Origin of the sequence: Hydrogenophaga sp., from assembly GCF_026125785.1 — a bacterium.
Lineage (GTDB): Bacteria > Pseudomonadota > Gammaproteobacteria > Burkholderiales > Burkholderiaceae_C > Hydrogenophaga.
The window spans coordinates 37,497-56,911 of the sequence record NZ_JAHCKL010000021.1 but is presented as its reverse complement, the minus strand read 5'-3'; the positions used below and the strand labels follow the sequence as shown (position 1 = coordinate 56,911).

Sequence of the window (19,415 nt, the reverse complement as noted above, 5' to 3'; positions counted from 1 at the left end):
CATGTGCATGCCGCGCCCGGCTTGCACGCGCCCGCGCACAACATTCTGGAGACGCCATGACCGCACCCGTTCGCACCCTGCCCCCGGTTCTGAAGAACCTGAAGTTCCCGGTGATCGGATCACCGCTGTTCATCATCAGCAACCCCAAGCTCGTCATCGCGCAATGCAAGGCCGGCGTGGTGGGTGCGATGCCGGCGCTCAACGCACGGCCCGCGTCGCAATTGGACGAGTGGCTGGCCGAGATCACCGAGGCGCTGGCCGCGCACGACAAGGCCCATCCCGACAACAAGGCCGCGCCGTTTGCCCTCAACCAGATCGTGCACAAGAGCAACGACCGGCTGGAGCACGACATGCAGCTCTGCGCCAAGTACAAGGTGCCCATCGTGATCACCAGCCTGGGGGCGCGTGAGGATGTGAACCAGGCGGTGCATGGCTGGGGGGGCATCGTGCTGCACGACGTCATCAACAACGTGTTCGCGCACAAGGCGATCGAAAAAGGCGCCGATGGACTGATCCCGGTGGCCGCTGGCGCGGGCGGCCATGCCAGCGTCAAGAGCCCGTTCGCCATGGTGCAGGAGATCCGGGCATGGTTCGGCGGTCCGGTGGCGCTCTCGGGTTCCATCGCCTCGGGCGGTGCCATCCTGGCCGCGCAGGCCATGGGCGCGGACCTGGCCTACATCGGCTCGGCCTTCATCGCGACCGAAGAAGCCCGGGCCGTGGACGGCTACAAGCAGATGATCACGCAGTCGGATTCCGACGACATTGTCTACAGCAACTTCTACACCGGCGTTCACGGCAACTACCTCAAGGGCAGCATCCGCAACGCCGGCATGGACCCGGACAACCTGCCACAGAGCGATCCCAGCAAGATGAACTTCAGCACCGGCGAGGGTGGCAACGCCGCCAAGGCCTGGCGCGACATCTGGGGTTGCGGTCAGGGCATCGGTGCCATCCGCGAGGTGGTGCCCGCGGCCGACCTGGTGGCGCGCTTCAAGCGCGAATACGCCGAGGCCAAGGCGCGCATCTGCGCCGGGTAAGCCAGGCGTTCAGGGCTGTTTGTTGCCGCGCAGCCAGGAGCCCAGCGCGTCCAGGGCCTTGTTCAGGTCGCCGGTGAAGGTGCGGGTGTATTCCACCCCTCCTTGGTCGGAGATGGCCGAGACCCAGCCACCTTCGGCCCACTCGGCATAGAGCCAGTCGTCGCGCTCGCGGACGACGCCCGCCGGTGCCTCGGGCGGTGCGGCCACCGGCGTACCCTTGAGTGCCGCGCCCATGAAATCGATCCAGATCGGCAGCGCCAATCGGCCGCCCGATTCCGCGCCACCGAGTCCGCGCGGCTGGTCGTAGCCCATCCAGACGGCAGCGGCCAGCGAAGGCTGGTAGCCTGCGAACCAGGCATCCACCGCGTCGTTGGTGGTACCGGTCTTGCCATACAGGTCGGTGCGCTTGAGCTGGCCCTGCGCGCGCGCAGCGGTGCCCACGCGCGTAACGTCGTTGAGCATGCTCGCGGTGATGAACGCGTTGCGCGCCGGGATCGCACGGTTGTCCTCGGTCAGCGGCTCGGCGGGCGGCGCCTCGAACAGCACCTTGCCCTGTGCGTCGGTGATCTTCTCGATCACCACCGGCGCGACGCGCCAGCCGCCGTTGGCCAGGGTGGCGTAGGCCTGGGCCATCTGCAGTGGCGTCACGCTGCCCGTGCCCAGCGCGAGCGTGAGATTGTCCGGCTGCCGTGCGGGGTCCAGGCCGTAGCGCGCCAGCCAGTCGCGCGCAGGCTGCGTGCCGGTGTGCTGCAGCACCCGCACGCTGGCCAGGTTGCTGGAGCGGGCCAGGGCATCGCGCACCGTGATCGGGCCGGCGAACGCGTGGTTGCTGTTGCTCGGACTCCAGCCGTTGGCGGCGGTGAAGGGCATGTCGTCCACGAAGGTGCCCGGCATGACGCGGGCTTCGAGCGCGGCCGAGTAGAGCAGAGGCTTGAGCGCCGACCCGGGCTGGCGCCAGCCCTGGGTCACATGGTTGAAGGGTTGGCGCGTGAAGTCGAAGCCGCCCACCAGGGCGCGGATGCGGCCGTTCTGCGGGTCCACGGCCACCAGTGCGGCTTCGGCCTCGGGCCATTGGGAGATGGCCCATTGCTTCTTGCCGGTTTCCACCACCCGCACGACGGAACCGCGCTGGATCTTCAGCGGCGCCTTCGCCTTGGGATCGAGCGCACGTAGGGCCCAGCGCAAGCCCTCCCCCTGTACCGTGACACGTTCTCCGCTGGTGAGCTGAACCTGCATCGCCTTGGGGCTGGCCGCGAGCACGATGCCCACACGCAGGGTCTCGTCGTCGCGGTGGTCCTTGAGCGCCTGGGCCGCGGCGCGCTCCACCTCGGGGCCGTCGCCCACCGGCAGTTCCTCCTGGTCTTCGGGCCCGCGCCAGGCGCCTCGGCGGTCGAATGCGAGTACGCCGCGCTGTACCGCTGCATGGGCCGCACGCTGGTCGGCCGCGCGCAGGGACGTGGTCACACGCAGGCCGCTGGAGTAGGCCTCGGTGCCGAAGCGCTCCACCACCGCCAGGCGGGCCATCTCGGCCACGTGGGGCGCGTGCACGCTGCGCAGGCCTGGCGGGCGTACCGTCAGCTTCTCGGCCTTCGCGGCCGCCAGTTGCTGCTCGTTGATGGCGTCGACCGCGCGCATGCGTTCGAGCACCACCCGCTGGCGCTTGACGGCCCGGTCGAAATTGGCCACCGGGTTGGCGTAGTAGGGGTTCTGCGGCAGACCGGCGAGCATGGCGTTTTCCGCCAGCGTGAGCTTGTCCAGGGGTTTGCCGAAGTAGGTCTGTGCCGCGGCCGCAAAGCCGTAGGCGCGTTGACCGAGAAAGATCTCATTGAGGTAGATCTCCAGGATGCGGTCCTTGGAGAGTTCCTGTTCCAGCTTGAGCGCCAGCCAGATTTCCTTGGCCTTGCGTTCGGCCGAGAACTCGCGCGTGAGCAGCATGGTGCGCACGAGCTGTTGCGTGATGGTGGACGCTCCCTGCCGCTGGCCACCGGTGATCGCTGCCACCAGGGCGCGCGCAATGCCCTTGGGATCGACGCCCGAATGCTCTCGATAGCGTGCGTCCTCCACCGCCAGCACGGCCTGCTGCAATTGCACCGGAATGCGCGAGAGCGGTACATACTCGCGCCGCTCCGCGCCGAACTGCGCGATCTCCACACCGTCGGAGGTGAGCACCTGCAGAGGCAGCTTGGGCTGGTAGTGGACGATGCGGTCGAGCGCCGGCAGGTCGAAGGCCGGTGCGGTGGCGGGCACCACGGAGAGACAGACGGCGACCGCGCCTGCAGCGAGGAGCGCGCGCCGGGGAAGCGGCGGAAACATGGAGGCGAATTGTCCCGGATCGGTGTGAAGCCGGCGTGCGCCCGCCAGCCTGGCAAGGTAACGAGCTGTGACGGCGTGCGGGGTTAACATCCGCCGTCCGACCCGATCCACCGACCCCAAACCCTCATGCGCAAGCACATCCTGCTGCTGGAAGATGAACAGGCCATCGCCGACACGCTGATTTACGCGCTGGACAGCGAGGGTTTCGAGGTGCGGCACGTCCACTTGGCGCGCGAGGCGCTGCAGGCATGGGGCGAGACCGCAGCGGACCTGGCGATCCTGGATGTGGGCGTGCCGGACGGCAGCGGCTTTGACGTGTGCCGATCCATTCGCCGACGCAGCGATATGCCCATCGTCTTTCTGACGGCGCGGCACGAGGAGATCGATCGCGTGCTGGGCCTGGAGCTTGGTGCGGACGACTACGTGGTCAAGCCGTTTTCGCCACGCGAGGTGGTGGCCCGGGTACGCGCCATCCTGCGCCGCGCAGCAGGCGCCGCCGTGGTGCCATCGCCATCATCGTCGGTGCCGGATGGCCGCCTTGTGCTGGACGAAGGCACGCAGCGCATTGCCTGCGGCGGCGAGTACCTGCAGCTCACGCGCTATGAATTCCAGTTGCTGGCAACGCTGCTGCGCCGTCCCCAGCGAATTTTCTCGCGTGCCGAACTGATGGCGCTGGTTTGGGACGGTGCGCATGAGACCTCCGAGCGCACCGTGGATGCCCATGTGAAGCTGCTGCGGGCCAAGCTGCGCGGGCGTGGCCTGCCGGCGGACCTCATCCAGACCCATAGGCACATGGGCTACTCGATCCGTCGGCCGGACTGAGGCATGCGCATTGGTTTGCGCCTGCTGCTGGGCTTCTTCCTCATCCTGGGGCTGGCGCTGTTTGTGGTGCTGCGCGTGTTCGTGGAAGAAGTCAAGCCTGGCACGCGCCTGGCCATGGAAGATAGCCTGGTCGACGCAGCCTACACGCTGGCCCGCCTGGCTGCGCCCGATATGAAGGCTGGCATCATGCCCAGTGGCGACTTCGCCCTGGCGCTGCAAGGCTTGCCGGCAGAAGACCCACAAGCCCGCATATGGGGCTTCCGCAAGGACCGCATCGACTACCGCGTCACTGTCACCGATGCGCAAGGCATCGTGCGCTTCGACACTCGACCCGAGGCGGTTGGGCAGGACTTCTCGCGCTGGAACGATGTTGCCCGTGCGCTGCGCGGCGAATACGGTGCTCGTTCCAGTCCAGCCAGCCCGTACGAGCCCGAGCCCACCACCGTCATGCATGTGGCTGCGCCCATACGCGATGGCGATCGCATCATCGGCGTACTGTCCGTTTCGCGCCCCAACCACCGGCTGGAGCCCTATATCGAGCGCAGCCAGCAGCGCATACTGCGCTGGTCCTGGGCTCTGCTGGGCCTGTCGCTGCTCATCGGACTGCTGTTCAGCTGGTGGATAGCCCACTCGCTGTCGCGCTTGCGCGGCTACGCCAATGCGGTGGCCAAGGGTGAGAGGGCCTCGCTGCCGGTGCTGGGTCGCTTCAGCGGCAACACCGAATTCAGCGAGCTGGCGGGTGCGCTGGAGCGCATGCGCTTGCGGCTCGAGGACAAGGCCTATGTGGAAAGCTATGTGCACACGCTCACGCATGAGCTCAAGAGCCCGCTGGCCGCGATACGGGGCGCCGCTGAGCTGTTGCAAGAAGACCTGACGGCCGCAGACAGGCAGCGTTTCACCGGCAACATCCAGCGCCAGACCGAGCGCCTGCACCAACTCGTGGACAAGTTGCTGGCGCTGGCGCGCGTTGAACAGATGCGCGACCTCGGGCAGCGTGGTCCTGTCGATCTCTCGCGTCTCACACGCGAACTGCTGCAACGCCTGGAGCCGCGGCTGCGTCTGAGAAGGCTCACGGTGCGCGACGAACTTGGTGAAGGCATGACGGTCTCCGGCGACGCCTTCCTGATCGGGCAGGCGCTGCAGAACCTGCTGGACAACGCGATCGACTTCTCACCCCCCGGTGGTGAACTGTGGCTGCGGCTCGAACGGGATGCGGGCGGCCTGGCGTGGTCCGTTCGAGACCAGGGACAGGGCATACCCGACTATGCGCAGGCCCATATCTTCGAGCGCTTCTACTCGCTGCCGCGCGTGGCATCCGGAGAACGGAGTTCGGGGTTGGGCCTGTGTCTTGTGCGTGAGGTGAGCGACCTGCATGGCGGACGCATCGAGGTCTGCAATGTGGCCGACCCCGTGGGGTGTCTGGTGCGCTGGGTGCTGCCAGCCTGATACGGCGCTTCACTTTCGCTGCACAAATTTCCCGCTCGCTGCACGGGTGTTGCTCATGCGAGGGAGAGACTGCCCGGGTTTCATCCACGGAGCCTGTCTTGAACAAATACCCCTTGCTGAACAAAGTGCTGGTCATCGGTGTGCTGATGCTGCTGCTCCTGATTCCACTGACCATGGTGCGTGACGTGATCCGTGAACGCTCCCAGAACAGAGGCACCGCGTCCTCCGACGTGGCCAGGGCGCATGCCGGTCCACAGACGCTTACCGGGCCGGTGCTCTACCTGCCGTATACAGAGACCTTTACGCGAACTGTGGCGACCGCCGAAGGCAGAACGCGGGAAGAGCGCGTCTCCGAGGAGCGGGTGGCGATCCGCTTTCCTGTGCGTATGGATACCCGCAGCCGGCTGGATACGGAGGTGCGCTGGCGCGGCATATTTCCCGTCACCGTCTACACCAGCATCCACGAAATTTCCGGCAGCTTCGTGTGGAGCGAAGTCGAGCCACGCGAGAAGAATGGCGAGGTCGTACTTGGGCAGCCGCGTGTCCTGCTGGGTGTGAGCGACCTGCGCGGCCTGCAGAGCGTGCCGCAGATGAACCTGGGCGGCCAAGCCCTGGTGGTGTCGCCCGCCATGTCGCCGCAACGCGCGCCGTTGCCCCTGGGCGCGCCAGTGAACCTGCAGGTGCTGCGCTCGGGCGAGGCGGTTCCCTTCACCCTCCGGTTGGAACTGGCCGGCACCGGGCGACTGGGCTGGGTGCCGCTGGCCGACGAGAACACCGTGAGCATCAGCGGTGCCTGGCCGCACCCGAACTTTGGTGGCGACTTCCTGCCGCGTTCACGCACGGTGAGTGGACAGGGTTTCGAGGCCCGATGGAGCGTGCCATCGCTCTCTGCTCGCTCGCAGCAACAATTCCTGCAGCACGAAGGCCGGGGCGAGGCGATCGAAGGCTTCTCCGTCAGCCTGGACGACCCCGTGGACGTCTACCGGCAGACCGAGCGTGCCACCAAATACGCGACGATGTTCATCGTGCTGACGTTCGCGGCCTTCTTCGTGCTGGAGATGGTGCGCCGCTGGCGCATCCATCCCATGCAGTACCTCATGATCGGCGCGGCCTTGGTGTTGTTCTTTCTGCTGCTGCTCTCGCTGTCGGAGCATGTGGCATTCCGCTGGGCCTATCTGTCGGCCAGCCTGGCCTGTTCCGGGCTGCTGGCGCACTATCTGCGCCACGTGCTGGGAGGCTGGCGGCCGGGCCTGCTCATGAGCGGCTTGCTTGTGGCGTTGTACGGGGTGCTTTACGGCATCCTCATCTCGGAAGACAACGCGCTGATGATGGGCTCCTTGCTGCTGTTTGGTGTGTTGGCCGCCGTCATGACGGCCACCCGTCGTGTGGACTGGTACAACGTGATGGGCTCGGCCCCTGCGGCCTCAGACCCCCTCGATAGCCACCAGCGTGCCGCGTGAGGCGCTCTGGCGTATGGCCACCAGCCGCTGGTACTCGGGCGAATGGTAGAAGGCCATGAGGTGGGCCATGTCAGGAAACTCCAGGATCACCTGTCTGCGCGGTGTGCCGTCGCCTTCCAGCATGGTGGCGGCACCGCCCCGCACCAGGAAACGCCCGCCGTGTGCTGCAACGACCGCGGGCACGTCCTGGCGGTAGCGCTCGTAGGTGGCGGGGTCGGTCACTTCCACGTTGGCATGGATGTAGGCGGGCATGGGGCAGCTCCTTAAAAAGGGTGATGAAAACATTTAACCATCCGGTTGACATTTTGCCGCGCCTGGCCTAAATTCAACCATATGGTTAAACATTCAAGCCCAGACCGCCTTGATGCCGTGTTCCACGCACTGGCCGATCCCACGCGCCGCGCGATGCTGCAGTCTCTGGCCGAGAACCCTCGGCCGGTGGGTGAGCTGGCGGCACCGTTCGCGATCTCGCTGGCGGCGGCCTCCAAGCACATCAAGGTGCTGGAGGGAGCCGGGTTATTGCAGCGCACCGTCAGCGGCCGCACGCACCTGTGCGCGCTGGACGCGGCGCCGCTGCACGCGGGCATGGAATGGATACGCCATTACGAGCGGTTCTGGCAGGAGCGCCTGGACGTGCTGGAGGCCCTGCTCAAGGCCGAGGACCGCGCCCGCCAACCCCGAACCCGCCACCCATCCAGGAGAAAACCATGAACGACGACTACGGCGTGCTCACCGCCACCGATACCGTGCGCATCGAACGCCTGTTGCCAGGTCCCATCGAACGCCTCTGGGCTTACCTTACCGAAGCCGACAAACGCGCCCTGTGGCTGGCCGGTGGCCCGATGGGGTTGCAGCCCGGCGGACAGGTGGAGCTCGTGTTCCGCAACAGTGGCCTGGCCAAGGACGACATTGCACCACCCGAAAAGTACCGCAGCGAATCGGGTGAGCACCGCCTTCACGGCGTCGTGACCGACTGCGAACCGCCCACCTTGCTGGCTTTTACCTGGGGCGAGTCCTCGGCGGTGCGCTTTGAACTCACGCCGCGTGGCGCTCAGGTGCAGTTGGTCATCACGCATTCGAGGCTGGCCAACCAGGGCGCCGTGCTCGCCGTCTCGGCTGGCTGGCATGCCCACCTGGGCATCCTGCGCGCGCGGCTGGAAGGCCAGGAGCCTGTCGGTTTCTGGGCCACGCATGCGCGCCTGGAGGCGGAGTACGCCCGGCGCTTTGCGGCGAGCTGAACCCGGCCCGTGATCTCGCGGTCGTTTTTTTCTTGCTCGCGGGATGCAGTGTGGTTATATTCTGGTGAACATAGCGTCTCCCCTGGGAGGCGCAGCCGTTTCATCTTCCCCAGGCACACCATGGCCACACCGCTGCCTTCCAATCCCTTGTCAGCCGGGCTTGCGCCCATGGCCGCGGACATCCTGCCCGGGCGGCCGCAGCAGCAGGAGGTCTGGGTGCGCGCGGCCCTCAGCCGCCTGCAGGAGCCGCGCAGTGCGGTGCGCGTATGCGAATGGCTGGTGGAGCCCGTGGCAGGCTCTGGCGAAGTGGCGCTCACCCTGGTGCTGTCGAGCAACGTCAGCCTGTCTTTCCTGCTCGGTGCCGAGGACGCCTCGGACCTGGGACAGGTGCTGCGGCCGCCGGGAGACTGAGCCGCCGTGTTGTGCTGGTGGCGTCAGGGCTTCAGCAGGCGAGTGAGCTTGCGCAGTTCCTTGTCGGCGGCCTGCAGTGCCAGGTTTTCGACTGTGCGGTAACACCGCACGATCTCCTGGCCGACGGGTGTGAGCGCGGCACCACCGCCATGCGCGCCGCCGACCGAGGCCGCCACGGCGGGCTCGCGCAGACTGCGGTTGATCTCGTCGACCAGCAGCCAGGCGCGCCGGTAGGACATGCCCAGTTCCCGGCCCGCGGCGGAGATCGAGCCGGTGCGCTCGATGGCTTCCAGCAGGCCGATCTTGCCGGGTCCGATGGCGATGACATCGTCGCGCCGTATGCGCAGACGGAACTGCACCTGGGGTTGCATGGGGCTCCTCGTGGACGCGCGGAGGCGCGTGCGCGGACCATGCTACCCCATGCAGGCGCGATGCGATCAGGCCTTGGCCACCTCGTGGTCCGCCATCAGTTCCAGGGCCTTGACGAGCGCGGAGTGGTCGAGATCGCCCATGCCGTGCGCCGCGCAGGTCTGCATGAGTTGCGCGGCGTTGGCCGTCTGCGGCAGCGCCACGCCGATCTCGCGCGCGCCCTGCAGCGCCAGCCCCAGGTCCTTCTGATGCAGCCGGATGCGGAAGCCTGGGTTGAAGGTGCGCTGGATCATGCGTTCGCCATGCACCTCCAGGATGCGGCTGGCCGCGAAACCGCCCATGAGGGCCTGGCGCACCTTGGCGGGATCGGCCCCTGCCTTGCTGGCGAACACCAGGGCTTCGCTGACGGCAGCGATGTTGAGCGCCACGATGATCTGGTTCGCCACCTTGGTGGTCTGGCCGTCGCCGTTGCCGCCCACCAGGGTGATGTTCTTGCCCATCAGCGCCAGCAGAGGTTGTACGCGCTCGAACACAGCCGCATCGCCGCCACACATGATGGTGAGCGTGCCAGCCTTGGCGCCGACCTCGCCGCCGGAGACCGGTGCGTCCAGGTAGTCGCAGCCCAGCGCGTTGATGCGCCGGGCGAAGGCTTTGGTTGCCATCGGGCTGATGGAACTCATGTCGACCACCACCTTGCCGGCGCTCAAACCGTCGGCCACGCCGTTCTGGCCGAACAGCACGGCTTCCACGTCCGCGGTATCGGGCACCATGGTGAAGACCACCTCGGCCTCGCGGGCCACAGCAGCGGCGTTCTCGCAACGCCGGGCACCGGTCGACAGCATGGCCTCGGGTACCTGGCTTCGGGTGTGCACGTACAAGTCATGGCCCGCGCCGGCCAGCCGCAGTGCCATGGGCGTGCCCATGATGCCCAGGCCGATGAATCCGATTTTCATGGAGTGGTCCTTCGTGTATGAGAGAGTGGCGTGTTCAGTAGGCGTTGGTGTCGCCTGCGGGTTTTTGAGAGGTACGCAGCGTGGCCAATACCTGCTGGGAACCGGCTGCCATCAGACGTGCGTCGGAGCCGATGGTGACGAACTGGAACCCCATGGCGATGCGGCGTGCCGCTGCCTCGGGCGTACCGTTGTGGATGCCGGCCACCAGGCCGTGCGCCTTGGCGCGCGCCAGGATGTGCTCGACGGCCGCGGCCGCTTTCGGATCGAGATCGTCGAAGGTCGGGGTGCAGCCCAGCGCCAGTGAAAGGTCCGAGGGACCGATGTAGATCGCGTCCAGGCCCGGCACCGAGAGGATGTCGTCCAGGTTGTCCAGCGCCTGAGCGGTCTCGATCATCGCGAAGGTCACGATGGTCTCGTTGGCGTGGCGCGGGTAGTCGGCGCCGCCATAGAGGAGGGCGCGCACCGGTCCGAAGCTGCGTGTGCCCTGCGGCGCGTAGTGGGTCCAGGCGACCAGCCGCTCGGCATCCTGGCGGGTGTTGACCATGGGGCAGATCACACCGTAGGCGCCAGCGTCGAGCACCTTCATGAGGATGCCTGGCTCCAGCCAGGGCACGCGCACCACCGGCACCGTGGACGTGGTGGAGATCGCCTGCAGCATCGGCACCATGGCCTGGTAGTCCACCACGCCATGCTGCAGGTCGATGGTGAGCGAATCCCAGCCCTGGTGCGCCATGGTCTCGGCGGAGAAGCTGTTGGGGATGGCCAGCCAGCCGTTGGCTACCGCGCCGCCGCTGGCCCAGATCTCGCGCAGTCGGTTGGGTCTCATGGTGTCGTGTCCTTTGTTGTGCAGGAGGGGGTCATCGGTCCAGCGCCGGTCGCTTGGGGTGGAAGGTCCAGCCCGGGAGCAGGTACTGCATGGCCACGGCGTCGTCGCGCGCGCCCAGGCCATGCTGGCGGTAGAGCTGGTGAGCCTTCTCCACTTCGGCCATGTCCAGTTCCACGCCCAGGCCGGGCTTGTCGGGCACCTGCACATGGCCGTCGACGATGCGCAGCGGCTCGCGCGTGAGGCGCTGCCCGTCCTGCCAGATCCAGTGCGTGTCGATGGCGGTCACCTTGCCGGGTGCCGCGGCACCCACGTGGGTGAACATGGCGAGCGAGACGTCGAAATGGTTGTTGGAATGGGAACCCCAGGTCAGGCCCCAGTCGCGGCAGGTCTGTGCCACGCGCACGCTGCCGGCCATGGTCCAGAAATGCGGGTCGGCCAGGGGGATGTCCACGCTCTGCAGCGAGAGCGCGTGGCTGAGTTGGCGCCAGTCGGTGGCGACCATGTTGGTCGCCGTGGGCAGGCCGGTGGCACGGCGGAACTCGGCCATCACCTCGCGCCCGGAGAAGCCCTCTTCGGCACCGCAGGGGTCTTCGGCATACGCCAGCACGCCGCGCATGTCGCGCATCAGGCGCACCGCGTCTTTCAGCAGCCAGCCGCCGTTGGGGTCGAGCGTCACGCGCGCCTGCGGAAAGCGTTCGTGCAGCGCGGTGACGGCTTCCACCTCGGCCTCGCCGCGCAGCACGCCGCCCTTGAGCTTGAAGTCGTTGAAACCGTAGCGCTCGCGCGCGGCCTCGGCCAGGCGAACCACGGCCTCGGGCGTCAGGGCTGTCTCGTGGCGAAGGCGTGACCAGGCGTCGGGCGCATCGGGCTCGCTGGCGTAGGGCAGGGTGGTCCGGTTGCGGTCGCCCACGAAGAACAGGTAGCCCAGCATCTCGACCGACGCGCGCTGCTGACCCTCGCCCAGCAGGGCCGCCACCGGCACCTGCAGGTGCTGGCCCAGCAGGTCCAGCAGCGCCGACTCCACCGCAGTGACCGCATGGATGGTGGTGCGCAGGTCGAAGGTCTGCAGGCCGCGTCCGCCCGCGTCGCGGTCGGCGAAGCGGGCATGCAGTTCGCGCAGCAGGCGCTGGTGGTCGCCGATCGGCTGGCCTACCACCAGCGTGCGGGCGTCCTCCAGCGTCTGCCGGATCTTTTCTCCCCCCGGTACCTCGCCCACTCCCGTGCGCCCCGCACTGTCGGTGAGGATCAGCAGGTTGCGCGTGAAGAACGGCGCGTGCGCGCCACTGAGGTTGAGCAACATGCTGTCGCGCCCGGCGACAGGGATGGCGCGCAACTCGGTGATGCGCGGCGTGTCGGACACGGTGACAGGTTTGAGCATAGGGAAGGGAGGAAAGATGGCCGGTGCGACATGCCCCGGACCCCGGGATGCCGAGGAATCGGCTTCGCCGGGCCGGGACATCGCCCCCTTGAGGGGCGCGGCGCGGTGGGGGTGGTGGTCCTCAATCCGCCTTGATGTTGCGCGCCTCGATCAGCTTTTTCCAGCGAGCGAACTCGCTCGCCTGGAACGCGGTGAACTGCTCCGGCGTGCTGGCGACGATCTCAAACCCCAGGTCCAGCAGCTTGGGCTTGATCGCGGGGTCGTTGAGCGCGTCCTTGATCGCCGCGTGCAGCTTGCCGCGCAAGTCCGCGGGCAGTCCCTTGGGGCCGGCCACAGCCTGCCAGGAGTTCACGTTCGCGTCCTGGATGCCGAGTTCCTGCAGCGTGGGCACGTCCGGCAGCAGCGGCGAGCGTTGGGCGCTGGTGATGGAGAGGGCGCGCAGCTTGCCGGCCTTGATCTGCGGCATGGCGGTGTTGATGTTCATGAACGAGGAATCCACCTGGTTGCCCAGCAGATCGGTCATCACCGGGCCACCGCCCTTGTAGGGCACGTGCACGCCGCTGGTGCCGGTCTGTTGCCAGTAGAGCTCGGCGGTCAGGTGGTCGCTGCTGCCGTTGCCGGAAGAGGCGAACGTCATCTTCCCGGGGTTGGCCTTCTGCCAGGCCATCACGTCGGCCATGCTCTTGTGGGGCGAGGCGGCGGGCACCACCAGCACGTTGGGCGCCTGCACGGCCACCGAGATCAGGTCGAAGTCCTTGGTGGCGTCGTAGCTGACCTTGGTCAGGTGTGGGGCGATCACGAACGGACCGAGCGATGACACGAAGAGGGTGTAGCCATCGGGCGCGGAGCGCACCACCTGCGCGGCGCCAATGGTGCCGGTGGCCCCCGGCTTGTTGTCCACCACGAAGCTGCCGCCGAACTTCTCCTGCAGTTTGGGCTGCAGGGTGCGGGCGATCATGTCGGTGGAACCGCCGGGCGGGAAGGGCACCACGATGGTGACGGGTTTGTCGGGCCAGGCCATGGCCGCGCTCAGGGTCATGGACGCGCCCAGCGCGCATAGCAGTTTCTTCATGGTGTCTGTCTCCTGTCGTTGAAAGTCGGGCGGCGAAAGGACTTCCTTGGTACCGGTACCAAATCGAGTCGAGGCGAATGGTACCGGTACCAAATGGACGCGTCAATGCATTTTTCCGGCGCGCCGGAAAGCCTCAGGTTGTTTCGCGCTCGACGATGGAGAAACCCACGTCCACCACCTGCGGGACGACCTCCCGGCCCTCGGCGCGGTCGATCAGGTGCCGCGCGGCGAGCCGCCCGATGTCCGCCCCATTGATGCGCACGGTGCTCAGGGCGGGTGCCATGTCGGCGGCGAAGGGCACGTCGCCGAAGCCCACGAAGGCCAGCTTGCCCGGCACGTCGATGCCGCGCACCCGTGCCTCGGTCAGCGCGCCGAGCGCCAGCAGGTCGGAGCTGCAGAACACGGCGTCGGCATCGGGCGCCTGTTCCAGCAGTTGCGTCAGCGCGTCGCGCCCGCTGCGCAAGGAACGCGAGGCGCCGACGTTGATCTGCGTCACCGGCGCCAGCCCCGCCTGGGCGGCGGCGTGGGCGAAGGCGCTGGCCCGCCGGTCCGCGCGCTCGTCCTCGGCACGGATCAGCGCCAGCCGCCGGCGTCCCTTGGCGATGAGAAAACGCGCCACCTCGCGGCCGATGTCGTGGTGCGAGAAGCCCACCAGCATGTCGATCGGCGTGGGCGTGAGGTCCCAGGTCTCCACCACCGGGATGCCCGCGGCCAGCAGGCGTGTGCGGCCCAGGCCTGGCCGCAGGATGCCGGTGAGGAAGATGCCGTCCGGACGGCGGCCGATGATCGCCTCCAGCAGCGACTCCTCGCGGCTGGCCGAATAACCCGACTGCCCGAGCATGAGCTGGTAGCCGGCATCGAACAGCGTGTCGTTGAGGGCCTCGATGGTTGGCATGAACACCGACATCACCGTGCTGGGAACCACCGCGGCAATGAGGCGGCTGCGCGATGAGGCCAGTCCGCCAGCCATGCGGTTGGGCACGTAGCCGGTCTTCTGCACCGCCTCCATGACCTTCTGCCGCACTTCGGCCGAAACCTGGGCCGGTGTGTTGAGCGCCCGCGAGGCGGTGATGGGCGCCACGCCCGCCAGCCGGGCCACGTCGCGCAGGGTGATGGCCCCGCTGCCACGGCGCGCGCGCCGGGGGGTGTCGGATTCTTTCATTTGCCGATTAGAATGGTACCGGTACCATGCGGTCAAGGCGCATTGCCATGGCCGCGCTCACCGAATCATAGGAGATGCGGATGCCGGACACCCCCGCCCCCGCGCTGACCATCCGCATGCACGCGGACGACAACGTGGCCATCGTCGCCAACGACGGCGGCCTGCCTGCGGGCACCGCGTTGCCCGGCGGCCTGGTGCTGCGCGACAAGGTGCCGCAGGGCCACAAGGTGGCGCTGACGGATTTGCCGCGTGGTGCCGCCGTCCTGCGCTACGGCGTGGCCATTGGCCATGCGCTGGAGGACATCCCCGCTGGCGCCTGGGTGCACGAGCGCCTGCTGGGCATGCCACCGGCTCGTGGCCTGGACGACTTGCCCATGGCCACGCGCGGCACCATGGCGCTGCCCCCGCTGGAGGGCTACACCTTCGAGGGCTACCGCAACCCGGACGGTTCGGTGGGCACGCGCAACATCCTGGCCATCACCCAGAGCGTGCAGTGCGTGGCCGGCGTCACCGCTTTCGCGGTGCAGCGCATCAAGGCCGAACTGCTGCCCAAGTACCCGAACGTGGACGACGTGGTCGCTCTGGAGCACGGCTACGGTTGCGGTGTCGCCATCGACGCACCCGACGCGGCCATCCCCATCCGCACGCTGCGCCACATCAGCCTGAACCCGAATTTTGGCGGTGAGGTGATGGTGGTCAGCCTGGGTTGCGAGAAGCTGCAGCCCGAACGCCTATTGCCGCCAGGGAGCATTCCCATCGCCAGCGGGCGTGGCGCCGCCGCCGCCGATGCGCTCGACGTGGTCTGCCTGCAGGACGAGGCGCACGTCGGTTTCATGAGCATGGTCGATTCCATCTTGCGCCAGGCCGCGGTGCACCTGCGGCGGCTGGACGCGCGCCGGCGCGAGACGGTGCCGGCCAGCGAACTGGTGGTGGGCGTGCAGTGCGGCGGCAGCGATGCCTTCTCCGGCGTCACCGCCAACCCCGCCGTGGGTTTCTGCACCGACCTGCTGGTGCGGGCCGGTGCCAGTGTGATGTTCTCGGAAACCACCGAGGTGCGCGATGGCATCGCCCAGCTGACGGCACGCGCCGCCACGCCCGAGGTGGCAGAGGCCCTGGTGCGCGAGATGGCCTGGTACGACGGCTACCTGCGGCGCGGCGGCGTGGACCGCAGCGCCAACACCACGCCGGGCAACAAGAAAGGTGGCCTGTCCAACATCGTGGAGAAGGCCATGGGTTCGATCGTGAAGTCCGGCAGCGCACCCATCGCCCAGGTGCTCGCGCCGGGCGAGAAGCTGCGCGGCCGGGGCCTCACCTACGCCGCCACGCCGGCCAGCGATTTCATCTGCGGGACGCTGCAGACCGCCGCCGGAATGAACCTGCATGTGTTCACCACCGGACGGGGCACGCCCTACGGACTGGCGGTGGTGCCGGTGATCAAGGTCGCCACGCGCAGCGACCTGGCGCGCCGCTGGCACGATCTGATGGACCTGAACGCCGGCACCATCGCCGAAGGCCGGGCCAGCATCGAGGACGTGGGCTGGCAACTCTTCCACCTCATGCTGGAGGTGGCCAGCGGCCGCCAGCGGACATGGGCCGAGCGCTGGAAGCTGCACAACCAACTGGTGCTGTTCAACCCCGCGCCGGTGACCTGAGCCCGCGTCAGCGGGTGATGACCGGCTCCTGCGTCACCAGTTCGCGGATCAGGCCACCGCCGCTGACCGAGCCCGAGACCGAGCCTTCGCCGCGCACCATGCGCTCGCAGAGGGCGCGTTCGTCGGGCGGATGCGGCTGACAGCGTTGCAGGGCGTTGTGTTCGAGTTGCTCCGGTGTGGGGGCGATCGCGCGGCCGCCGCGCTGGCTCTGCTGGCGCGCGGCACCCAGATCGCGCAGGCAGTTGGTGCGGGCTTCGCCCGGCGCCATGGCCGTGCAGGCGGCGCGCTCGCGCTGGTAGGTGGCATCGGCAGCCGCCTTGGGCGCGCCACTGCTGGCCCAGGCGGGCAGTGCCAGGGTCAGCGCCGCCGTGGCCAGCCAGGCGCGGGAGTGTCGTCGGGGAGATGTCGGTGCTTGCATGGGCTTCCTCCAGGGACTGGGCGACGCCGGTTGGCATCGCGTCCTTTCATGCTAGGAAGCACCCTGGCGGGTCTCTGTAGGCGCAGTCCGACCTGGCCGTAGGTCGTCGCCCAGGCTGGTCAGTAGCGCGAGCGGCGCTGGCCGCGCTGGTAGGCCTGCAACTGGGTCTTGGGGATGTTGCCCTCGAACAGGGGCGTCAGGTCGGCCACCGCCTGCAAGGCATTGGTCTCGTCGATCTGCAGGCACAGGGCCTGGGCCAGGTCGGCACGCAGGAACCACAGGCTCTCGATGTTCTGGGCGTAGCGGATGCGGTGTTCGAGCTGGGGGTTGAGCCGGGCACCTTTTTCACCCAGCAGCCGCAACATGGATTTCTGGATCATCACCATCGCATGCGGGTCCGGTGCCTTGGGAGCGGCGTCCGCATTGCCGGGCGTCAGGATCGACGTCAGGCTGCTCAGAAAAGTCTTGACGCTGCTGTGCATGCGGGAGGTTCCTCGGGCGGTCCGGGCGCGCAGGCCAACCCGGCCCGCACGCGGCAGCCCGATTTATACCCTATGGAGCATCAAATGTGGTTCTTTTGGGTGACAGCCCAGGTGCCGCACCGGGTCAACTGGCGGTTGCGGCCTTCTCCATCGCCTTGGCCATGGTCTTGCCCAGTTCCACGCCCCACTGGTCGTAGGCGTTGATGCGCCAGATGGCGGCCTGGGTGAAGACCTTGTGCTCGTACAGGGCGATCAGCGCCCCCAGGCGCTGCGGGTCCAGCCGGTCCAGCCACAGCACATGGCTGGGGATGTTGCCGTCGAAGCTGCGGTGCCCGGCCAGGGCTTGGGCCTGCGCGGCGCTCAGCCCGTCCTTCAGCAACTGTGCGCGGGTGTCTTCCAGAGAGCGGCCGCGCGCCATGGCCTCGGCCTGGGCGCGCAGGTTGAGGTTGACCACAGCGTGGTGGGTGGCGGCGAGTGGCAGCGGGGTGTCCTCGTTCTGCACGCCGATGAAATCCACCGGCACGGTGTGGCGGCCCTGGTGCACGAGCTGGAAGTAGGCGTGCTGCCCGTCGATGCCCAGGCCGCCCCAGACGATGGGTCCGGTGTCCACGGTAGCGGGCGTGCCGTCCAGGTGCGTGTGCTTGCCGTTGGACTCCATGTCCATCTGCTGCACGAAGGGAGTGAAGCGCGCCAGGCGTGACGCGTAGGGCACGATGAGGTGGGTGGGCAGGCGCAGGAAGTTGCGGTTCCAGATGCCGTGCAGCGCCATCAGCACGGGCAGGTTCTGCGGCAGCGGCGCCTGCCTGAAGTGCTCGTCCATGGCGCGCGCGCCAGCCAGGAAGTCGCGGAAGTTGGCCGCACCGATGGCGATGGCCAGCGCGAGCCCCAGCGCCGACCACACCGAATAGCGGCCACCCACCCAGTCCCAGAACAGGAAGGTGCGTTCGGCCGGGTAGCCCAGGCGCGCGGACTGCGCGGGGCTGGCGGTGATGGCCACGAGGTGGCGGTGCAGGCGATCGGCGGGGCAACCGCCATCGGTGAGCCAGCGCTGCGCGCTCGCGGCGTTGGTCAGGGTCTCCTGCGTGGTGAAGGTCTTGCTGGAGACCACCAGCAGGGTGCGCGCTGGATCGAGCCCGCGCAGCACGCTGTGCAGTGCCCAGGCGTCGGGGTTGGACACGAAGTGCACCCGAGGTCCGGGCACCGCGGGGTCGGTGAGGTGGGCGAGCGCGTCGGCGGCCATGCGCGGCCCCAGATCGGAGCCACCGATGCCGATGTTCACCACGTCGGTGATGGGCTGGTCGCTGTGGCCCTTCACGGCGCCGGCGGCCAGCGCATCGGCGAAGTCGCACACGCGCGCCAGTTCGCGCTGCACCTCGGCCTGAACGGCATGGCCCCAGGGGCCGGTGTGCAGCGGGTCGCCGCGCAGGGCCACGTGCAGCACCGGCCGGTCCTCGGTGGTGTTGATCGCGTCGCCGCGGAACATGGCCTCGCGCTGGGCGGCCAGATCGGCCTGTCCGGCCAGCGCGGCCAGCGCCTGTTCGATCGCGGGCGTGACGCGCTGGCGGCTGGCGTCCAGCGTGATGCCGGCGGCGCTGTGCGTGAGGCGCGTGGCCCGGCCGGGCTCGGCGAGCAGTTCGCGCAGGTGGGGCACGGGTGCATCGGCCAGGGCTTGCAGTTGGTGCCAGGCGGGCAGGGTGGTGGGCAGTTTCATGGGTGTGTCGGGTTCCAGGAATCAGGCTTGGGCCAGGGCGGTGGCTTCGCGCGCGAGGCGGGTGATGCGGGCCCAGTCGCCTTCGCGCAACGCGTCGGCCGGCGTGAGCCAGGAGCCGCCAACCATGGCCACGTTGGGCTGCGCCAGCAGTTCACGCAGGTTGTCGGTGCCCACGCCGCCGGTGGGGCAGAAGCGCACGTCCGCCAACGGCGAGGCCAGGGCCTTGAGCATGCCGATGCCACCGGCCTGCGCGGCGGGAAACAGCTTCATGAGCCGGTAGCCATGGTCGCGCGCGCGCATCACCTCGCCGGGCGTCATCACGCCGGGCACGAAGGGCAGGCTGGCAGCCTGCATGGCCTCGACCAGGGCGTCGGTGAAGCCGGGCGAGAGCGCAAAGGCGGCACCCGCGTCCACCACGCGAGGCACTTCGGCCGCGCGCGTCACGGTGCCGGCACCCAGGTGCATCTGCGGCACCTCGCGCGCCACCGCTTCGATGGCGGCCAGCGCGACGTTCGAGCGCAGCGTGATCTCCATGACGTCGACGCCGCCTTCGAGCAGGGCATGCGCCAACGGGACGGCCTGGGCCACGTCGCTGAGCACGATCACGGGCACCACGCGGGAGCGGAAAGCGGGAAGTTCGCGGGAAGAGGTCATGGTGGTGGAAG

The 19,415-nt window shown here is 68.2% G+C and carries 19 protein-coding genes and 1 pseudogene; 8 read left to right on the top strand and 12 right to left on the bottom strand.

Translation table 11 applies throughout. The annotated features are described in order from the left end of the window. Positions 1 to 56 precede the first annotated feature (56 nt). Positions 57 to 1,037, top strand: coding sequence for a nitronate monooxygenase family protein (locus KIT53_RS16590; protein WP_297754801.1), 981 nt, complete (start codon positions 57 to 59; stop codon positions 1,035 to 1,037). A gap of 9 nt (positions 1,038 to 1,046) precedes the next feature. Here KIT53_RS16590 and KIT53_RS16585 read toward each other — a convergent pair whose 3' ends face one another. After that, entirely contained in the window at positions 1,047 to 3,350 is a 2,304-nt protein-coding gene (locus tag KIT53_RS16585) for a PBP1A family penicillin-binding protein (RefSeq protein WP_297754799.1), read from the bottom strand. Between the two features lie 126 nt (positions 3,351 to 3,476). On the opposite strand from KIT53_RS16585, the gene creB reads away from it, so the two are divergent. From creB to creD, 3 genes are all read left to right on the top strand, one after another. Next, complete coding sequence (gene creB / locus KIT53_RS16580) at positions 3,477 to 4,172, top strand: two-component system response regulator CreB (RefSeq protein WP_297754797.1); 696 nt, start codon at positions 3,477 to 3,479, stop codon at positions 4,170 to 4,172. 3 nt (positions 4,173 to 4,175) lie between these two features. Further along, positions 4,176 to 5,618: a two-component system sensor histidine kinase CreC gene (creC, locus tag KIT53_RS16575; protein ID WP_297754794.1), complete on the top strand. Its 1,443-nt coding sequence runs from the start codon at positions 4,176 to 4,178 to the stop codon at positions 5,616 to 5,618. A 98-nt stretch (positions 5,619 to 5,716) separates the two neighbouring features. Further along, a complete protein-coding gene (creD, locus tag KIT53_RS16570; RefSeq protein ID WP_297754791.1) occupies positions 5,717 to 7,078 on the top strand; it encodes a cell envelope integrity protein CreD in 1,362 nt (453 codons plus the stop codon). Here creD and KIT53_RS16565 read toward each other — a convergent pair. Beyond that, complete coding sequence (locus KIT53_RS16565; RefSeq protein ID WP_297754788.1) at positions 7,043 to 7,330, bottom strand: DUF1330 domain-containing protein; 288 nt, start codon at positions 7,328 to 7,330, stop codon at positions 7,043 to 7,045. The two genes, creD and KIT53_RS16565, sit on opposite strands and share 36 nt — an antisense overlap. Before the next feature lie 81 nt (positions 7,331 to 7,411). On the opposite strand from KIT53_RS16565, the gene KIT53_RS16560 reads away from it, so the two are divergent. The 3 genes from KIT53_RS16560 to KIT53_RS16550 all read left to right on the top strand — a co-directional run bounded on the left by KIT53_RS16560 (position 7,412) and on the right by KIT53_RS16550 (position 8,727). After that, a complete protein-coding gene (locus KIT53_RS16560; protein WP_297754786.1) occupies positions 7,412 to 7,789 on the top strand; it encodes a metalloregulator ArsR/SmtB family transcription factor in 378 nt (125 codons plus the stop codon). Continuing rightward, on the top strand, positions 7,786 to 8,316 hold the full coding sequence (locus tag KIT53_RS16555; RefSeq protein WP_297754783.1) for an SRPBCC family protein: 531 nt from the start codon (positions 7,786 to 7,788) through the stop codon (positions 8,314 to 8,316). Before KIT53_RS16560 ends, KIT53_RS16555 begins: the two co-directional genes overlap by 4 nt. Before the next feature lie 120 nt (positions 8,317 to 8,436). Then, complete coding sequence (locus KIT53_RS16550) at positions 8,437 to 8,727, top strand: hypothetical protein (RefSeq protein ID WP_297754780.1); 291 nt, start codon at positions 8,437 to 8,439, stop codon at positions 8,725 to 8,727. A gap of 23 nt (positions 8,728 to 8,750) precedes the next feature. Here the strand turns inward: KIT53_RS16550 and KIT53_RS16545 are convergent, their stop codons facing one another. From KIT53_RS16545 to KIT53_RS16520, 6 genes and pseudogenes are all read right to left on the bottom strand, one after another. Beyond that, positions 8,751 to 9,098: a LysR family transcriptional regulator gene (locus KIT53_RS16545; protein WP_297754777.1), complete on the bottom strand. Its 348-nt coding sequence runs from the start codon at positions 9,096 to 9,098 to the stop codon at positions 8,751 to 8,753. A 66-nt stretch (positions 9,099 to 9,164) separates the two neighbouring features. Further along, a pseudogene (gene glxR, locus KIT53_RS16540) lies at positions 9,165 to 10,061 on the bottom strand (2-hydroxy-3-oxopropionate reductase); the annotation flags it as partial. Positions 10,062 to 10,083: 22 nt separating this feature from the next. Further along, a complete protein-coding gene (locus tag KIT53_RS16535) occupies positions 10,084 to 10,875 on the bottom strand; it encodes an aldolase/citrate lyase family protein (RefSeq protein WP_297754770.1) in 792 nt (263 codons plus the stop codon). A 31-nt stretch (positions 10,876 to 10,906) separates the two neighbouring features. Continuing rightward, entirely contained in the window at positions 10,907 to 12,253 is a 1,347-nt protein-coding gene (gudD, locus tag KIT53_RS16530; RefSeq protein WP_297754768.1) for a glucarate dehydratase, read from the bottom strand. 121 nt (positions 12,254 to 12,374) lie between these two features. After that, positions 12,375 to 13,325, bottom strand: a complete 951-nt coding sequence (locus KIT53_RS16525) for a tripartite tricarboxylate transporter substrate binding protein (RefSeq protein WP_297754765.1) — start codon at positions 13,323 to 13,325, stop codon at positions 12,375 to 12,377. 133 nt (positions 13,326 to 13,458) lie between these two features. Then, on the bottom strand, positions 13,459 to 14,487 hold the full coding sequence (locus KIT53_RS16520; RefSeq protein WP_297754762.1) for a LacI family DNA-binding transcriptional regulator: 1,029 nt from the start codon (positions 14,485 to 14,487) through the stop codon (positions 13,459 to 13,461). Between the two features lie 74 nt (positions 14,488 to 14,561). Between KIT53_RS16520 and garD the strand changes: the two genes are divergently transcribed. After that, positions 14,562 to 16,139, top strand: a complete 1,578-nt coding sequence (gene garD, locus KIT53_RS16515) for a galactarate dehydratase (RefSeq protein WP_297754760.1) — start codon at positions 14,562 to 14,564, stop codon at positions 16,137 to 16,139. Positions 16,140 to 16,146: 7 nt separating this feature from the next. Here garD and KIT53_RS16510 read toward each other — a convergent pair whose 3' ends face one another. The 4 genes from KIT53_RS16510 to eda all read right to left on the bottom strand — a co-directional run bounded on the left by KIT53_RS16510 (position 16,147) and on the right by eda (position 19,404). Beyond that, entirely contained in the window at positions 16,147 to 16,557 is a 411-nt protein-coding gene (locus tag KIT53_RS16510; RefSeq protein ID WP_297754757.1) for a hypothetical protein, read from the bottom strand. A gap of 119 nt (positions 16,558 to 16,676) precedes the next feature. Next, positions 16,677 to 17,039 (bottom strand): hypothetical protein, encoded by a 363-nt coding sequence (locus KIT53_RS16505; RefSeq protein ID WP_297754755.1) that lies wholly within the window; start codon positions 17,037 to 17,039, stop codon positions 16,677 to 16,679. A gap of 124 nt (positions 17,040 to 17,163) precedes the next feature. Then, positions 17,164 to 18,750 carry a glucose-6-phosphate isomerase gene (pgi, locus tag KIT53_RS16500; protein ID WP_297754752.1) on the bottom strand — a complete coding sequence of 529 codons (1,587 nt, stop codon included), beginning with the start codon at positions 18,748 to 18,750 and terminating at the stop codon, positions 17,164 to 17,166. A gap of 21 nt (positions 18,751 to 18,771) precedes the next feature. Next, entirely contained in the window at positions 18,772 to 19,404 is a 633-nt protein-coding gene (gene eda / locus KIT53_RS16495; protein WP_297754750.1) for a bifunctional 4-hydroxy-2-oxoglutarate aldolase/2-dehydro-3-deoxy-phosphogluconate aldolase, read from the bottom strand. Between the last annotated feature and the right edge of the window lie 11 nt (positions 19,405 to 19,415).

Excerpts from the sequence above, each read along its gene's own strand:
- KIT53_RS16590 (WP_297754801.1), top strand. The coding sequence starts at position 57 with ATGACCGCACCCGTTCGCACCCTGCCCCCGGTTCTGAAGAACCTGAAG.
- KIT53_RS16585 (WP_297754799.1), bottom strand. The coding sequence starts at position 3,350 with ATGTTTCCGCCGCTTCCCCGGCGCGCGCTCCTCGCTGCAGGCGCGGTC.
- creB (WP_297754797.1), top strand. The coding sequence starts at position 3,477 with ATGCGCAAGCACATCCTGCTGCTGGAAGATGAACAGGCCATCGCCGAC.
- creC (WP_297754794.1), top strand. The coding sequence starts at position 4,176 with ATGCGCATTGGTTTGCGCCTGCTGCTGGGCTTCTTCCTCATCCTGGGG.
- KIT53_RS16565 (WP_297754788.1), bottom strand. The coding sequence starts at position 7,330 with ATGCCCGCCTACATCCATGCCAACGTGGAAGTGACCGACCCCGCCACC.
- KIT53_RS16560 (WP_297754786.1), top strand. The coding sequence starts at position 7,412 with ATGGTTAAACATTCAAGCCCAGACCGCCTTGATGCCGTGTTCCACGCA.
- KIT53_RS16555 (WP_297754783.1), top strand. The coding sequence starts at position 7,786 with ATGAACGACGACTACGGCGTGCTCACCGCCACCGATACCGTGCGCATC.
- KIT53_RS16550 (WP_297754780.1), top strand. The coding sequence starts at position 8,437 with ATGGCCACACCGCTGCCTTCCAATCCCTTGTCAGCCGGGCTTGCGCCC.
- KIT53_RS16545 (WP_297754777.1), bottom strand. The coding sequence starts at position 9,098 with ATGCAACCCCAGGTGCAGTTCCGTCTGCGCATACGGCGCGACGATGTC.
- KIT53_RS16535 (WP_297754770.1), bottom strand. The coding sequence starts at position 10,875 with ATGAGACCCAACCGACTGCGCGAGATCTGGGCCAGCGGCGGCGCGGTA.
- gudD (WP_297754768.1), bottom strand. The coding sequence starts at position 12,253 with ATGCTCAAACCTGTCACCGTGTCCGACACGCCGCGCATCACCGAGTTG.
- KIT53_RS16525 (WP_297754765.1), bottom strand. The coding sequence starts at position 13,325 with ATGAAGAAACTGCTATGCGCGCTGGGCGCGTCCATGACCCTGAGCGCG.
- KIT53_RS16520 (WP_297754762.1), bottom strand. The coding sequence starts at position 14,487 with ATGAAAGAATCCGACACCCCCCGGCGCGCGCGCCGTGGCAGCGGGGCC.
- garD (WP_297754760.1), top strand. The coding sequence starts at position 14,562 with ATGCGGATGCCGGACACCCCCGCCCCCGCGCTGACCATCCGCATGCAC.
- KIT53_RS16510 (WP_297754757.1), bottom strand. The coding sequence starts at position 16,557 with ATGCAAGCACCGACATCTCCCCGACGACACTCCCGCGCCTGGCTGGCC.
- KIT53_RS16505 (WP_297754755.1), bottom strand. The coding sequence starts at position 17,039 with ATGCACAGCAGCGTCAAGACTTTTCTGAGCAGCCTGACGTCGATCCTG.
- pgi (WP_297754752.1), bottom strand. The coding sequence starts at position 18,750 with ATGAAACTGCCCACCACCCTGCCCGCCTGGCACCAACTGCAAGCCCTG.
- eda (WP_297754750.1), bottom strand. The coding sequence starts at position 19,404 with ATGACCTCTTCCCGCGAACTTCCCGCTTTCCGCTCCCGCGTGGTGCCC.